At 45.9% G+C, this 16,237-nt stretch carries 16 protein-coding genes; 13 read left to right on the top strand and 3 right to left on the bottom strand.

What is annotated here, in order from left to right; translation table 11 throughout:
- Positions 1-25 precede the first annotated feature (25 nt).
- Positions 26-2,122 (bottom strand): flagellar biosynthesis protein FlhA, encoded by a 2,097-nt coding sequence (flhA, locus tag SAR116_RS04410; protein ID WP_238531191.1) that lies wholly within the window; start codon positions 2,120-2,122, stop codon positions 26-28.
- A 305-nt stretch (positions 2,123-2,427) separates the two neighbouring features.
- Between flhA and SAR116_RS04405 the strand changes: the two genes are divergently transcribed.
- The 7 genes from SAR116_RS04405 (at position 2,428) to SAR116_RS04375 (ending at position 6,672) form a co-directional block, all read left to right on the top strand.
- Complete coding sequence (locus SAR116_RS04405) at positions 2,428-2,982, top strand: LPP20 family lipoprotein (RefSeq protein WP_013045733.1); 555 nt, start codon at positions 2,428-2,430, stop codon at positions 2,980-2,982.
- Between the two features lie 62 nt (positions 2,983-3,044).
- Positions 3,045-4,232, top strand: coding sequence for a flagellar assembly protein T N-terminal domain-containing protein (locus SAR116_RS04400; protein ID WP_013045732.1), 1,188 nt, complete (start codon positions 3,045-3,047; stop codon positions 4,230-4,232).
- Positions 4,229-4,672 (top strand): type IV pilus assembly protein FimV, encoded by a 444-nt coding sequence (locus SAR116_RS04395; RefSeq protein WP_013045731.1) that lies wholly within the window; start codon positions 4,229-4,231, stop codon positions 4,670-4,672. The genes SAR116_RS04400 and SAR116_RS04395 overlap by 4 nt, the downstream gene beginning before the upstream one ends.
- Positions 4,644-5,531, top strand: a complete 888-nt coding sequence (gene flgA, locus SAR116_RS13200) for a flagellar basal body P-ring formation chaperone FlgA (protein WP_013045730.1) — start codon at positions 4,644-4,646, stop codon at positions 5,529-5,531. Before SAR116_RS04395 ends, flgA begins: the two co-directional genes overlap by 29 nt.
- A 36-nt stretch (positions 5,532-5,567) precedes the next feature.
- Complete coding sequence (gene flgM / locus SAR116_RS04385; RefSeq protein WP_013045729.1) at positions 5,568-5,867, top strand: flagellar biosynthesis anti-sigma factor FlgM; 300 nt, start codon at positions 5,568-5,570, stop codon at positions 5,865-5,867.
- A 15-nt stretch (positions 5,868-5,882) separates the two neighbouring features.
- On the top strand, positions 5,883-6,197 hold the full coding sequence (locus SAR116_RS04380) for a hypothetical protein (protein WP_013045728.1): 315 nt from the start codon (positions 5,883-5,885) through the stop codon (positions 6,195-6,197).
- A gap of 46 nt (positions 6,198-6,243) precedes the next feature.
- A complete protein-coding gene (locus SAR116_RS04375; RefSeq protein ID WP_013045727.1) occupies positions 6,244-6,672 on the top strand; it encodes a hypothetical protein in 429 nt (142 codons plus the stop codon).
- A gap of 49 nt (positions 6,673-6,721) precedes the next feature.
- Here SAR116_RS04375 and SAR116_RS04370 read toward each other — a convergent pair whose 3' ends face one another.
- A complete protein-coding gene (locus SAR116_RS04370; RefSeq protein WP_041860759.1) occupies positions 6,722-6,964 on the bottom strand; it encodes a hypothetical protein in 243 nt (80 codons plus the stop codon).
- 83 nt (positions 6,965-7,047) lie between these two features.
- Positions 7,048-8,061, bottom strand: coding sequence for a hypothetical protein (locus SAR116_RS04365; protein ID WP_013045725.1), 1,014 nt, complete (start codon positions 8,059-8,061; stop codon positions 7,048-7,050).
- 144 nt (positions 8,062-8,205) lie between these two features.
- Between SAR116_RS04365 and flgB the strand changes: the two genes are divergently transcribed.
- The 6 genes from flgB (at position 8,206) to flgG (ending at position 16,227) form a co-directional block, all read left to right on the top strand.
- Positions 8,206-8,592 carry a flagellar basal body rod protein FlgB gene (gene flgB, locus SAR116_RS04360; RefSeq protein ID WP_013045724.1) on the top strand — a complete coding sequence of 129 codons (387 nt, stop codon included), beginning with the start codon at positions 8,206-8,208 and terminating at the stop codon, positions 8,590-8,592.
- A complete protein-coding gene (gene flgC / locus SAR116_RS04355) occupies positions 8,592-9,008 on the top strand; it encodes a flagellar basal body rod protein FlgC (protein WP_013045723.1) in 417 nt (138 codons plus the stop codon). Before flgB ends, flgC begins: the two co-directional genes overlap by 1 nt.
- 17 nt (positions 9,009-9,025) lie before the next feature.
- Positions 9,026-9,718 (top strand): flagellar hook assembly protein FlgD, encoded by a 693-nt coding sequence (locus SAR116_RS04350; protein ID WP_013045722.1) that lies wholly within the window; start codon positions 9,026-9,028, stop codon positions 9,716-9,718.
- Positions 9,719-9,788: 70 nt separating this feature from the next.
- Positions 9,789-14,516, top strand: a complete 4,728-nt coding sequence (locus tag SAR116_RS04345) for a flagellar hook-basal body complex protein (RefSeq protein WP_013045721.1) — start codon at positions 9,789-9,791, stop codon at positions 14,514-14,516.
- A gap of 98 nt (positions 14,517-14,614) precedes the next feature.
- On the top strand, positions 14,615-15,370 hold the full coding sequence (locus tag SAR116_RS04340) for a flagellar basal-body rod protein FlgF (RefSeq protein WP_013045720.1): 756 nt from the start codon (positions 14,615-14,617) through the stop codon (positions 15,368-15,370).
- 68 nt (positions 15,371-15,438) lie between these two features.
- The gene (flgG, locus tag SAR116_RS04335) at positions 15,439-16,227 is read left to right on the top strand and encodes a flagellar basal-body rod protein FlgG (RefSeq protein WP_013045719.1); all 789 of its coding nucleotides are present in this window, start codon (positions 15,439-15,441) and stop codon (positions 16,225-16,227) included.
- The last annotated feature ends 10 nt before the right edge of the window (positions 16,228-16,237 follow it).

Below are 16,237 nucleotides of genomic sequence, written 5' to 3'. Positions count from 1 at the left end.
TCTGTTGAGGCGAATGCCATCATGGTTATGCGCTGGCTTCGCCACTGATGGTCGCAACGACTTCGATTTTTCGTGTTTCAGGTAATTCGGTAAAGGCTAGGACAACCATATCGTCGATATGCTGACGGATAATGGCTGAAAATTCGCGGCGGATCGCTGGTGATACAACGATCACGGCTTGCTTATCTTGTGATGCCAATGTTTCATTGGCGGCTGAAATTCTTTCCAGAAGCTGCTGGGCTAGGCTGTTATCCAGCACCAGTCCCTGATCGCCACTCTGACGTGCCATTGAAATAAGCATATGTTCCAGATCGGAATTAAGCGTGATAACGGGCAAAGGCTGGTTCAAGGGTGCGACCTGCTGGATCAGCAATCCGGCAAGGGCAGGGCGCAACGCCTCGGCCATATCGGCAGTGGACAGATTACGCGCTGCCAGCCCTGACATATTCTCCAGAATGCCGCGCAGATCGCTGACCGGCACACGCTCCTCAAGCAAGGTACGCAAAATACCTGTCAATGTATGAAGCGGCACCAGCTTTGGCACAACTGATTCAACCAGACTTGGTGATGTTTGTCCCAGATTATCAAGCAGACCCTGAACATCATCCTGACCGATAAGCTGACCGGCAAATTTGTAAAGTATCTGGCTCAGATGCGTTGACAGCACTGATTCCGGTGCCACCACGACATATCCTTTGGCCTCGGCTTCGGTCTGTTGCTGGCTGGTAATCCAGATGGCATCCATACCGAATGAGGGGTCTTTGACTTCAATGCCGTCAATTTTGATATTCACATTGTCACCTGGAATGGCCAGTTTGCGATCCGGATAGACCTGATCTTCGCCTACGATGGTCGGGCCAATGCGGATGCGATAGGTGTTCGCTGGCAAGCTCATATCATCGCGGATACGAACCGCGGGCACGATAAAGCCAAGGGCCTTTGATACCTGACGGCGAATGCCGGTAACGCGGTTGGTCAATGGACCGCCAGTATCTTCCTCGACCATTTCGACAAGCCCGTAACCAAGCTGGATTGAAACCGGCGCATTATCGGCAATTTCGTCAAGTTCGATAAGATCGGGTGACTTGGCTACATCTTCCAGTTCGGCCAGCTCTTCGGCACCAACATCTTCCAGCGCTTTGCGTTCCTTTGTATAGGACCAATAGCCTGCACCGGCCGCAATCAGCGCCGCGCCGATAAACAGCAGATTAGGCATACCCGGAACAAAACCGATCAACATCAGAACGCCGGAAACAGGGGCCCATGCACGTGACAGGCTGATCTGATCGCCGATATGTGCGGCCATATCTTGGGTTGATGATACGCGGGTGACGATGATCGCTGTGGCAATGGCTAATAGCAAAGACGGGATCTGCGCGACCAGACCATCACCGATAGACAGTAGAATATAGTTTTCGGCAGCCACGCTGACTGACAGATCATGCTGTGAAATACCGATGATCAGACCGCCAACGATATTGATGATCAGGATCAAAATCGACGCTACAGCATCACCTTTGACAAATTTTGATGCACCATCCATGGCTCCGTAAAAATCGGCCTCACTGGCAATTTCTTCGCGCCTGTCGCGTGCTTCCTCATTGGTCAGCACACCGGCATTCAAATCGGCGTCGATTGCCATCTGTTTGCCTGGCATTGCATCAAGAGTAAAGCGGGCTGAAACTTCTGAAACACGGCCAGCACCCTTGGTGATCACAACAAGGTTAATAATAATAAGAATGATAAATACAAAAATACCGACAGCGTAATTGCCGGAAATAACGAATTCGCCAAACGCCTTGATGACCTGACCGGCAGCATCACCACCTGTATGGCCTTCGCTTAGCACAATCCGGGTTGAAGCCACGTTCAGACCAAGCCGCAGGATTGTGGCGATCAGAAGCAGGCTGGGGAAACTTGAAAAATCCAGTGGCCGCAATGCGTTCATCGCCACCATCAGGATCAGTAAAGACATCAGGATATTAAAGACAAAAAACGTATCAAGCAGAAATACCGGTAAGGGTAGAACCATCATTGAAATCAGCACCAGAATACCGACCGGCAAAATGCCAGTCGTTACCAGAGCCTTTGGATCGTTGATGCCAAATCGGGCGAGTGTCATTTCCATGACGCATATCCTCTGTCAGTATATTGAACAGCATGTGATGCAAACCCCGGGACATGGCGCCGGATTGGATTAGCTATATTATTGCTAATAGATTGAATAAACATGCTTTATGCCTTTTTAACTATATGTTGCAGCCAGTTGAGCTGACAGCACCCGCGTAAATAAAGGCAATAAGCGTGCCAGAATGAAAAAAACCGGCATTTTCATCGGGAAAAGCCCGAAAACCCGTCACTTGAGATGAGTGGCACGGATAATGCATAGCTGGTGCGTATCAAATTTTTGAAGAATGGAACGGACCCATGCAAAAAACATCCATGCTTAATACACCCAAGCGGAATACTTTAATTACATTTGCGGCCCTTATGGCGGCGTCATTGGCGGTGTCTGGCTGTCAACTTGCCGATAGCCTTAGTGGTAAATCGGCGATGTCCACCAGCGGCACAGGCTTATCAACGCTTGAACAAAGCCAGGCAACATCACTGGCATCGGTTGCCGAGGTGTTTGACGCGGGCGCAGACGAAATTCCGACTTTGACGGCGGTTGGTTATGCTGTTGTGTCATCACAGCCTGGGCGCTCGGATGCGCAAAAGCGTCTGATGGCTATTCGGTCAGCCCGTATGGTTGCTATGCGCGACCTTGCCGAACAGATCCACGGCCTACAGGTGGACAGTTCGACAACAGTTATCGATCTTATGGTTCAGAATGATACTTTCCGTGGTGTTGTTTCGGGAACGATCCGGGGCGCGCGTACCGTGCGTATCAACCCGACAGGTTCGGATACATACGAAATCGTTTTGGAAATTGACCGTGACATGATTGCGCATCTGATGGGAAGCGCACGCAGCGTCGGCTAAAACTGTTGCTAACAGGCGTCAGAATATACGCCGTGTCACGCTCTGGGGTGTAAAGCAGAACAATGAAAAAAGATGGTGTTTCCATTATCCCGTTCTCCCTGCCAAACTGGTGTGTACTGATTATTGCAGTACTGCCGGTTTGGTTCGTTTTGCTATGTGGTCTATTCATGTCAGCGGCGATTGGGGCTGACGGTTTCCGTTTTGCCGAGGCCACAGGCCGCGCTGTCATCATGGATGATGCGGCACAGGATGAAGCCCGTATGATTGCGCTTGAAGATGCACTTTATCAGGTGGCTTTACAGGGCGGTGCCGAGGTGAACGGCTTTTCGGCGGTGTCAGCGGATACCACCTTGACCGATCATTTTATTGTGCGTCCATCGAGCCGCATTCTTGATTATACCATCACCAATGAGATTGTTGATGATCAGCATTATATGGTTAGCGTGCGGGCGGCTGTTGGCGAACTGCCGAAAGTTGAATGTGTGACGCCGCGGCACCACAATGTGACCGTATTTGCCCCATCTATTTATGTCGGGCCAACGGTGCCTGCATGGCTGGCACCGATTGCCAGAACCAGTGTATCCGAGATGCTGATGCAGATGGAGCGTCATCCCAATCTGAAGACGCGGGGGGCGATTACCACCACGCTTGATGCGGCGGCGCTGGCGCGGACCAATGATGCGTTTGACTATACCTCGCTGACCCAGGGGCGGGTGCGGGTTGCTACAGGTGATTTTGCTTTTATCCCCGAAATTTCGTTCAATGCCCGAAAAATAGGCAAGTTTCTGCGCGATGAAATGGTGCTTGATGTGACCGTCACCATGCATGTTGCTGATGGGGTGTCCTACGCGCCAGTCCTTGATCACAGCGTAACACAGACGATCAAGCTCAGCGATATATCGCCGTCGCGTACGTTCAATGTGCTGTCCCGCGGCAAGCGTAAAGACGTCACTGCCCATATTTTCGGCATGATGCCTCGCTTCATCAATGACCTGTCGCAACAACTCACCTGCCGCCCTCTTGTCAGCACGCTAACATTAGCTGATGGTGTTTTAACTGTGCCTCTTGGCAAAAAACATGGTGTAGGCCAAAATTCACTAGCTGTGACCAGCGGTACTGATACCCTCTGGACTATTTTGCGTGTTTCAAAAGCGGATGCACGATCGGTCGTCCTAGAGCCCTTGAACCCCGCGCGTGATAAAAATATGTTACAGGGCGCAAAGGTTGAATTTATGGAGTTAACGCAATGATTATACGTACTATTTTAACAATAACCTTGCTAACTGGTTTAACAGTTTCAATAGGTGCATTTGCCCAGTCTCAACCGCTTGTTGTCCTTGAATATCCAAATCAGTCAGCGTCTGGCAATGTGGATAGCAATAATCCGTTCGTCATTGATCCAAATTACACAACTAAACACAAGGTCGCGCAAAATGAAACGCTAAGCCATGTCATTAACAAGCATTATGCCAATAGCGGACTGAATTTGAAATTCATCGAAATGGCTATTGTTGCTGCTAATGCCAAAGCCTTTGTAAGAGGTAATCCAAATTTTCTTTATGCTGATAAAACATTGCATCTGCCGTCATTGAATGAAATTCAAGATATGATCTTGGGCAAGAACAAGTCAAAGGCAACCAGTGGCGGGGGGAGTTCACAAAGTGATCAGATCTATTTCATTGGTGGATAATTTGCTGTGCATTAGCAAATTAGCGGTGCCTGTTGTTGCTGGGCTGTTTGTGGGCATTGTCAATGCAGGTTCAGCGGCTGCTGTAAGTACCAATAAAACAGTGCCGCCCTCAGTTTTGAATGATGATAAGGCTGACAGCAAGGTCGCTGACAGTGTAATTATTACTGGTGAATATATTAATGAAATTGTCACCCAGTTTTTGTCAGTCAAAGGTGTAGAAGCCACGCCAAGTTTAAATCCTGATCGCTTGTTTCGAAAGTGTGATGGCGATCTGACTGTAAACCCGATGTTTGGTAATTTTCAAACTGTACGCGTGGAATGCGAACACGCAACGGGGTGGCGCGTTGCCGTAAGAACAAAAATTAAAACAGCGACTCCAGACACCAGTATTTCTAAACCTAAAACCAGTGTTAAAGCCACCATTCGAACATCAAGAAACATAGTCACCAAACCTAACAAACAAATGGAAACGGCTCGTGTTGTAAGCCTGACCCGTAGCATGACGCGTGGCGATATAATCACACCTGAAGATGTTGCGTTTATTGATGTGTCGATGCGTGAAGTTGTTGGTGTATTTTTTGATCATGATGATGTGGTTGGACGCCGTTTAAAGACTTCAATTTCTGCAAGGAAACCAGTCTTTGCCCGCCAGCTTCATCCATATTGGATGGTCGAAAAAGACCAAGAAGTAACATTGGTGAATCGCGCTGGTGCCGTGGCTGTCAGTATGCTAGGATATGCCCTAGAAAATGGACAATTTGGTGAGTGGATTAAGGTCAAGAATGCGAATAGCGATAAAATTGTTCATGGCCAGATAATTAATTCAAAAAAAATTGCAACAGGGGCTAACATTCAGTGAGTTCTAGTCGTTAATGATCTTTAGGAGGCTATTTTAATGGTTGATGCCATAAAAAATATGGTCAATCGAGTCGAGGTTCAAAGAACCCGCGATCGTGATTTTGACAGCAAAGCAGTTGCAACAGGTGCGTCCAACGTAGCACCAGTCGCACGCGATACTGTAACGATGAGCGGTGCGGCTTCACCCCAGGCTATTGCACAACTGGCTGAAAAGCCACCAGTTAATGCTGAGGCGGTTAACCGCATCAAAAGTGCGATTGCTAACGGTGAGTACCCAATTAACCTTGATTTGATTTCTGATGCGCTAATGGATGCATACAGGGATTTGAAAACCTAAATACTGGTTATTTAGGTGACAGATATTCGCACATCCAAAACGCAGACCCTTATTGACACTGTCGAGCGCTCGCTTGACAGTGCTTTGGTGCGTCTGGACGATGCCGCTAATCTTCGTGCTATGCTGGCAGAAATTGAAAAACAGGTTCAAGATGTCTGGCCTGAAATTGAATCATCCCAAGTAGGTGGAACATTTAGTGCCGATGATAAGGTGCAACTTTCAGCAATCTTGGATAAGATAAATCTACTGGAAGCTAAAACGCGAGCTAGGCTCGTATGGTCAGATGATTTAGGAAAATATATTCGCAAATCACTTGATAAATCGATTTAGCATTGGAAGCCAGTATTGATAGCTGGCAAAAAGAAAAGGCGTTGCTATGCACAGTCTGAATACGTTTTTATCTTTTGTTATGAGCCCTGCTGGCATTGTTTTACTGACTGTTGCAATCATACTTGGTGTCGTTGTATGGCGAAGCCTCGCGGTTCAGGCTGAACAGAGGCTGCTGTCAGAAAAACTTGACGAGGCGCTCCAAAACCAAGCGCAACAATTAGAAGTTCAAAACCAAACCATGTCGCGCCTTGCTGGGCATGTTTCAAAATTGGGTGATATGATCACCGAGCATGGGGCAACATTTGATTCCATGCGCGAGGATATATTGCGTTTGACTGACGATGTCCGGGGTGAGGTTGGCACATCTAAAGCGATTGAAATGGCGCGTAAAGGTGCGTCTGCAGACGCGATAATGAAAGCAACTAAGCTATCTGCAGGTGATGTTGATGCGATTGTTCGGTTTCACGGAAAATAGATAAAAGTTAACAAGGCTACATCTTGAAAATGCTGCTTTTGCATTCAAGTTAATATACTTTGTCTGCGATGGTGACTTCTAACATCTTAGTGTGACGGTCAATTACGATGTTTGTTTGCCCGTCAGATATTGCAATCAAATTGTCAGTGCTTTGCGTGATGGGCATTCTAGTTTCACCGTCCACAGTTGTCAGGATCGCATCCTCGCCACGTTCAATAGACCTTACAATGATCTCAATAATACCTGTTGCGTTTAAACCGCATGAAAAGGTTTCCTGTTCAAATCGAGACATGCCTTTGCAACTGGTTAACCCTATTATCAGTCCAAATCCAAAAACGCCATATACAAAATATTTCAATCTATACGTCACTATTATCAGCTATCTTTTTTGCTGTCATCTGACCCTGCTTCAATCTCGTCTAGATCGGTGAGCTCTTGTAAGCCGGCGAGGAGATCTTCTTCGGTGGTTTCGACAGGTTCTCCATCGGGTGAAGAGGCGCTAGCCTTTGGCATTTTGTCCGCAACAGCCGCGGCAATCGCCTCGTTATCTGCTATATCATCAGATGGGCTAACTTCATTTTCATCATTATTATCTTCAAAAAGGGGTGCTGTTAAATCGATTTCATTAGGTATGTCCTCAGGCATGATGTCATTTTCAGCAATAATGTCATCTGTTGGTGTATCTAAAGGGTTTTCAGCTTCCCCATCCAGTTCACCAGATATATCCATCATATCATCCGACGCGTCCGGCAGACCATCAGTCGCGTCCAGCGTGTCATCTGACTCTTTAAGCATGTCTTCACTTATGTCTGTTAATTCATCAGAAATATCAATCAGGTCGTCAGGAATGTCTGATAAGTCAGCGGCCGAGGCAATCATTTCTGGAAGCGGTTTATCATTCACATCGGTTGCTTGTAATTCGGCTTTCTCAAATTCAATTAATTTGGCGGCATCGTCAGCATGAACGTCAATGACAACCCCGCTTGGGAACCGAACCCCATTAACTTCACAATTCTCAATAATGCGGACACGCATCCAGTTCGTGTCTTTAACATCACTATCAAGATCAGAAAAATCATCAAGATTATCATCTGCTACTGCGGGTGCAGGATCGATAAAATCAAGTTGTTTATCGTTACTTTTTAAGGCGCCGGACTCCATTAGTGCCATAATCCGCTGGCGCAGAATGTAAACGCGCGCCGCCAGAATACCAAGACGTTTCAGTTCATCTGTTTCGCGATCAAGCAGCCCTTTAACAAACTCATTCATCTCATCAAGTGACTGGTCATCACACTTGGCGATTACAGCATCGCGAACTTTTATAGTCTGAGGTGCCAATGGCGTTGAAGAGCCGGGACCTGCACTATTCGATAATGTCGTTCTAGCCATTTTTTTATCCTTGCCGTTGTATTTGGCATCCTTATTGCAAATTCCAGACCAATCGACGGTTTATGTTGATGTTTTTTAAACCCTGAAAAGGGTGGAAAAGCTGAGATCTATAACCATCAATGTTAACTATATAGAGGTAAGACAATGAAAGGAATTGGCGATTATTTGCAAGTGCATTCGGCAGCATTGTCTTTGCGCTCTAAACGTAACGATATTCTTGCGTCGAACATTGCCAACGCTGCAACTCCAAATTTCAAAGCACGTGATATTAATTTTGAAGACGAAATCAGTCGTGTTGCTGGCTATGGAACTATGGATGGCTCTGACGCACGTCACATCAGAACTGCGGTGAATGGTCGGCCAGATCAGGTTCTTTATCGTCAACCATTAAATCCATCATTGGATGGAAATACAGTCGAACTGAATGTTGAACAGATGGAATTTTCTGAAAACGTTATGCGTTATCAAACATCACTCACTTTTCTTAACAACCGCATAACCGGCTTGATGTCGGCGATAAGGGGCGAGTAATGGCCGATATTAAAAACGTTTTTGATATTTCTGGTCGGGCGATGGCCGCACAAATGGTGCGCCTCAACACGATCGCCAGTAACCTTGCTAATGCTGGAAACCTGGCAAGTAGCGAGGATGAAGCCTATCGCTCGATGAAGCCAGTTTTCGAAACGCGCTTTGCAGACAATGTTAATGATAGCGGCATGTCAACCACGCAAGTGGTTGGTGTAACAAAGCTTAGTCGTAAGCCTGAGCGTATTTATATGCCAGATCATCCAAAATCTGACGCAAAAGGCTTTGTCTATAGCGCTGCGGTGAATGTCGAAGAAGAGTTTGTAGAAATGCTGGAGGCTAGCCGCCAGTACCAGAATAATATTGAAGTCGTTACCACCTTACGCGCTCTGATGATGCGCACAATCAACATGGGCAAATAGAAACGGAGACCGAATAAATGAGCACTATTGATACATCTTCCCAGAACTCGCTGAATTCAATTCTGGATAAGCTTGGTGTGAAATCTGCTGATGATGAAGCTCCAGCTAATAATGATCAGCTGGGTCAGGAAGAGTTTTTGACGCTGATGACTACACAGCTGCAAAATCAGGACCCGTTTGCACCAATGGAAAATACAGACATGATTGCCCAGATGGCGCAGTTCTCGACTGTAACAGGCATCACTGACATGAATCAGACGCTAAATGGATTGGCTGAAACCCTGGCGGAATTTAGAATTGCTACGGCATCAAACATGCTTGGCAATTCAGTTATGATTCCAGGTAATTATGCCCGTCCAGATAATAATGGTGAAATTCACGGGATGCTGGATCTTCCATCTGCATCTGGCGTTACCAGCCTTGCCTTTACGGATCAAGCTGGAGCCTTGTTGCATAAAAAGGATCTTGGGCCGCAAGCATCTGGCCTTGTTGGGTTTTCTTGGGAAGATATTCCTGAAGATATTCTAAACAGCGGGGATCCAGTTCGTATCGAAGCTCATGTCGATTTTGGTAATGGCATGGAAACACTGACCCCAAGCATTTTTGCTGACGTTCTCTCTGCCTCTACTGGTGACGCGACCACAGGGGTGATGCTTGATGTTCGTGACTATGGCGAAGTGCGTGCGGCTGACGTGGCACGTTTCCGTTAAGGACGCACAGACTAGTAACCCTAATAAACTGAAATTTTGAATAATATATTGCATTACAGGAGACTAACTAATGTCGTTTTATACAGCTTTGACTGGACTGAATGGATCTTCGGCAGATATTTCCGCAACTTCCAACAACATTGCGAACGTTGGCACAACAGGCTTTAAGCGAAGCCGTGTTGAATTTGGCGATATCTTTGCGACCTCACCGTTGCAGAACTCATCCTCATCGCTTGGTTCTGGTGCAATCCTGAAAGGGGTAAAACAGCAGTTTACGCAGGGTAACATTGCATCGTCTTTGAACGCGCTCGATTTGGCGATTTCTGGTCAGGGTTTCTTTGCTCTGAAACCATCTTTGACGTCAGCCCAGACAGTTTATACGCGTAACGGTTCATTGAACGTCGATAATGATCGTTATGTTGTTGACTCGGCAGGTCAGTATCTTCTGACATACCCAGTTAACAATGACGGATCGGTAACGGCTAAAGATCTTCAAAGTGCAGTGCCTTTGCAACTTCCTGTTACATCTGGTGATCCACAGGCCACAAGTAACATTAATCTTGGTGTGAACGTTCCAGCGTCTTCAGAAGTTGTCACCGATCAAGCCCAATTTGCTGATGGTTATACATTTAATCCTGATGATGCCAGCACCTTCACAAATTCAACATCAATTACGATTTTTGATGATTTGGGTAACCCAACAATTGCGACTGTCTATTTCATCAAGACACAATCGGCATCTGCTGATGACCCAACAAATAAATACGATACGCGTCTGGTCATTAACGACCAGATCATTGATCCTGATCTTGTAAGTTCAGTTGATGAAGCGGGTAATCAGGTATTCATAGATAGGTTTGGACGCCAGACAACAACCGTTCCAGATGACAACTACTTTCTGGAAGGTAAGGGTTCGCCGCTTTACAAACTTGATGATTTACAGAAGCTGATTCCTTCATCTCCTGCAACAATCAAAGGTGAGCAGACATCCTTCGACTTTGGTGAAGAGGGTGACAAGCTGGTTGAGATTGTAACCGACCCACTGGAATTCAAAGCCACACGTGAAGGTGGTAATGCTGGTGGTGACGTTTATTGGGGCAAAGATTTTCTGCTTATCAATGTCGATGATAGTGACCAGCCTGTCAGTATTGATATCAGACCTGGTACTTATAATGCGACCCAGCTTGCTGCAGAAGTTGAGCGTTCGGTTAACGCCGCTTATGGTGATGACCGGAAGCTCCAAATTGTTCAAAACCTTGATGACAAAATCAAAATTGATCTCAAGCGGACCGATGCAGATGGTGCGGTAAGTAGCTTGGATACAGCCATCGAGGTTGATCTGTTGGGTACAGATAGTTTTGTATCAGAAAATATCACCGACTTTGATATTGATGGTTCATCCCCTGATATCACGCGTGAAGATTTTCTTGCGCATACACAGGTAAAAATCAATGAAGCACTGAATTCATATAACCGCACACAATCAGGTAATCCTTTGGGTGTTGAGAACCTGTCGTTCACGCGTTCTACAAGTAATAAGATTAACACAATCTATGAATATAATAATATCGTTACCCTTGATCGCCTAGGCAAAAGTACTGACGTGACGATCACTGCTGGTACAATAAATGATGCCAACTCAGAAGAATTTACCATTGACCTTGTCGCTGATGAGGATGGTGATGGTGTTTTTGAGAGCAGTGTGACTTTGAATTCAGGAACACTGGTTCTGGCACAGGATACAGCGACAACAATTGCCGCCGCTTTGGCAATTGATAGTGATGTGTCTGGTACGACAAGCAAATATGAGGTGTCTGCCTCGAATGGTGTGCTAACAATCGCGCGCCCGGATGGTGTCAACTTTTCCGTGCTTAAAGGAAATTCAACGTTCCCAACTGGATCATCATTACAAGTAAGCAGTGCCGATATTTCGGATACATTAACTGTAACGAAAACCACAACAGGAACAGTATCTGCAACTGAAGTTCAGAGCGTTGCCGGTCTTGATGCCACTGGCCTTGCTAATCTGGCTGGAAAGAGCCTAACACTTGGCGAAAGTGGAACGATTAATTTTGGAACCAGCTCACTTGTCGTCAGCAAAACAACAACTGGCACAGCATCGGTTGCTGAAGTTCAGTCCATCACAGGATTGACTACAACGGGGCTTGCTAATTTGGCAGGTCAAAAATTAACCGTTTCAGACGGAACAAATTCTATTTCACATACCTTCACGTCGGCACCAGCTGATGTCGCCGCGGTCGTAACAGCCATCCAGGGTGCAACAGGTTATGGTAACTTATTGTTCACGGCATCGGCTGGTACCGACGCTGTTTCGCTTACTTACAAAAGTGCAGCTGTGATTACGACAACGTCAACAGCTACCCAGGCATCAGCTGCAGTGACTGTTGATTTTACCACAACCCCAACACTTGCCGAAGTTGTATCAGCGGTTCAAGGCCATTCAAATTATGCTGATCTTGGCTTCACCGTTTCTGCTGGCACAGATGCTCTTACCTTGACATATGCAGGTAATGGTGTGGTCGCAACTACAACAGCGGCGTCAGTTGGCAAAATGGTCTCTGATGATAATGTCGACTCACAATATATGGCCTATTCCTACTTCGGTAATCGTCCATCAATGGATGTCTATGATACCCGTGTGGCAGCAAGTGGTGATGCAACAACATCATATATTTCCTATACAGCAACGCAAAATAAGATGAAAATCTTTATTGATGATGCGCAGGCTACTAACTTTACTGTGGGTGCAAACATTCGTTTGTCAGGCAAATTCCCTGCTACTGAGGGAAATGCCGGAACGCTGAATGGTCGGGAATTTGAAATCGTATCCGTGGCCTCTAGCACCACAACAGGCAATACCACGGGTCGAGGCTATGTTGAGGTCAGCACATCTGGTCTCGCGCTTGCTGAAAATGATTTTACGATTGCTGGCGCGGCGGCAGATGTCTCGGTTTATATTCTGGCTAATGAGTCAACGACAACCGAAGCCTTTTTCGAAGGATCCTATCCAGTATATGAAGGTTCACAGGAAAACTATTCAAGTAAGCGCATGGTTGTTCGCGAAATTGGTAGTAAAAGAACAGACCTTGGTGGTTTTGTGGCTTCGTCTGCCGCTTTTGATAATACAGGTACGGCAACTGATCTGGCGGCTCTTGGTCTTGATGCGATGGCTGTTGCGACAACTGCTGAAAATTCAACTATTGACTGGGTTGATGAGAAAAACCCTGCCATCAAGGTTGGTTATGATGCTGTTAACCAGCGCCTGAATTTTACAGTTGATAGAACCGTGCTTGGCAGTGGAACTGATAGTAACTTTAGCTCCTATTCGATCTATGGATCAAACGCCACTGGTTCTAACAACCTCGGTATTCCTTCACAAAGTTCGTCATCAACTGTTCCGATCAAGGGTGGAGAGATTCTTTTTGGCGATAGCTTTATATCCGATGGTGAAGAAGTTCAGCCAAACGACAAACGCTATGGCATCTCTGTAAATTATAATAGTGATCTAGAGAATTTTGAATTTTCCAGCGGTTCAACTGGTGAAACGATAGCTGGTGACGGCGCAATCGGTGTAGAAACCACTCAAAAGAGTTCAAATATACAGGTTGGTCGCTATACGATTAGTGCAACTGATGGTAGCGCTATTAAAACCATCGCTGATGCGGATGCCCGTATTATTGGTAATGGCGAAAATCAACTTCTTGGAGTTGGCTCAACAAAGACAGACTTTATCTTCACCGAAGGTAGAGGCCTTAAAGCAACAGCTGCTGTTGCATCCGGTGCAAGTGCGAACGAAGATTTGAGTAGTGTTTTCAAGCTATCTGCACAAACAGGTGAAAACGTATTCAATATTTCTGTTAATGGTATTAGCGGTATTATTGAGGTGCCGGCTGGTTCATATGTTGGCTCAACGCTGGCGTCTGCACTTGAAAAGCGGATCAACCAAATTTCGGATCCTGTTACAGGTGACCCAATTGGTGGTGTGTCAGTTAGCTATGATTTGGAAAACAACAATCTTTCATTCACAACTGGAACAACTGGTGACTCATCGACGATCAAGGTTAAGGGTATTGCCCGGCTTGGTCTTGATGATGTGCCGCTAGGTGTTGGATCAGTTCCAGAGATTTATAATCTGGTCCAGGCAACGAATGATAATGGTGTGGCTCTTTACGTAAGTGCAGATGGTAAGGTTGTCGAATCACCTCCGGAAAACTTGGTAGAAGGCTATTATCCACTTTACATTGACGAAGGTGAGTTGACCTTTGACAAAACAGGTGCGTTGGTGAGTCCAAAGAATAATGTGCACTATGAAAAGCAGGAAGAAGGTTTCTCTATCGCCTTGGATGTAGATTTTGCAGCTTCAACCCAGTTTGCACAACCATTCTCAGTGCTTTCTGTGCAGCAGGATGGTTTCACATCGGGACGTCTTGACGGTTTGGAAATTGACTCTTCGGGTACCATTCGCGCCAACTATACAAACGGTCAAAACAATCCGCTTGGAAAGATCGTTGTGGCTAACTTTAACAACCAGAATGGTTTGAAACAGATTGGTAATGCGACATATGTTGAAACCGCTGTTTCAGGTACACCACAGGTTGGTGAGGCGGGTGCTGAAGGATTTGGTAACATCCTGTCAGGTTCACTCGAACGTTCGAATGTCGATATTACTGAAGAGTTGGTGAATTTGATTACGGCTCAAAGAAACTATCAGGCGTCAGCGAAAGCGATCGAAACAACGACTGGCCTGACCCAGACCATTATTAATATCCGTATGTAACTTCGGATAAAATAGCGCTACATTAAATGCCAAACTGGCTAAGGCTGGTTTGGCATGGCTCTTGCTTATTGAACTAAGATATCAATTAGGAGATAGCCATGGACAAGTTTATTTTTACCGCGATGAATACGGTCAATAATATTTATGACAACCGATCGGTTCGCGCGCAAAACATGTCTAACATCAGTGTGCCTGGCTATCGACGAGACCTAGGTACCAAATCTGCTGGCTCTGCATTTCTAAATGTGATGAATGGATTTCAATCACGTGCATTTGCCCTGAAAGATAATAATAATATTTTCGAAAGTGCTCCCGGTCAGCTTAGTCAGACGAATGAAGCTATGGACATTGCTATTCGTGGTGAAGGGTATTTTGTTGTAAAAGGTCAAGGTGACGTTTCTTTGACACGTCGTGGTGATCTAAGTGTTGGTGCTGATGGGTTTCTTGTCAATGGATCAAAAGCAAAGCTTCTCGATGCTGAACTGAATCCAATTCAAGTGCCTGCTAATAGATCAATCACCTTTTCTGAAAACGGTGAAATAATTATTGAGCCAGTTGGTGCTGAGGCTGGCACAAGGGTAAATATTGGGCAGCTGGCAATGACCTCAGCAGTTGATGTTCAGCTTAAAAAATTTCCTGATGGGGAAATTCGTGCGGCAAATGGCGAAGTGCCTGAAATCGATCAAAAACCTAGGGTTATCCAGCACAATGTTGAACTGAGTAACGTCAATATTACCGAAGAGCTGGTCAATTCAATCGAAGATCAGCGTCAGTATGAAATAAACATTAAATTGATCTCTACTGCTCAGGAACTTGACGAAGGCACGTCATCTCTTATGCGGTTGCCTAACTAATTTCATCGGTTTGGCACGGGTCTTGCTTACATAACAGCAGAGTATTTTAATCTGCTGGAGGCAAGTAAATGTCAACGAGTTCAATGCATGTGGCCAAAACAGGCCTGAATGCCCAACAAACCAGAATGCAGGTCATCGCCAACAACCTGGCTAACGTGAATACAACAGGTTTCAAGCGTGATCGTGCAAATTTTGAAACACTCCTTTATCAAGTTCGCCGTTCAGCAGGTGAGGAAACATCCGCAGATACTGATTTGACATCAGCTTTTGCCGTTGGAACAGGTGCGCGCATCGTCAACACCCAAAAGATGATGAGCCAGGGAAGCATGATCCAAACAGATAATTCTCTTGATCTGGCTATTGAGGGGTCTGGTTTCTTTCAGGTTTTGCTTCCGGATGGCCAGATTGGCTATACACGAAATGGTTCATTTTCAACTAACGCCGAAGGTACGCTGACAACGCCAAGTGGTTATGTCTTGCAGCCTGAAATCCAGATCCCTGGAAATGCAAGCCAGATTAACATCTCTGGTGACGGTATTGTCAGTGTGATTGTAGCTGGTGAAATTGAACCTCAGAATGTTGGCCAGATGACCATTGCTGACTTTAATAACCGCCGTGGTTTGCAGCCAATCGGTGAGAGTTTCTCAATCGAAACTGCTGCTAGTGGCGCGGCCATCATTGCAAACCCTCAAGAGCAAGGCTTTGGTAAATTGGTACAGGGGTCGCTTGAGGCTTCCAACGTTAATGTGGTGCAAGAACTTGTAAACATGATTGAAACACAGCGTGCCTATGAGGTGAGCTCGAAGTCGATTACATCTGTTGATGAAATGCTGCGCTTCATCTCCAATAACCTGTAATTGATCTGTT

It is taken from the genome of Candidatus Puniceispirillum marinum IMCC1322, from assembly GCF_000024465.1.
Classification (GTDB): domain Bacteria; phylum Pseudomonadota; class Alphaproteobacteria; order Puniceispirillales; family Puniceispirillaceae; genus Puniceispirillum; species Puniceispirillum marinum.
This window is presented reverse-complemented; position numbering and strand designations above follow the sequence as displayed.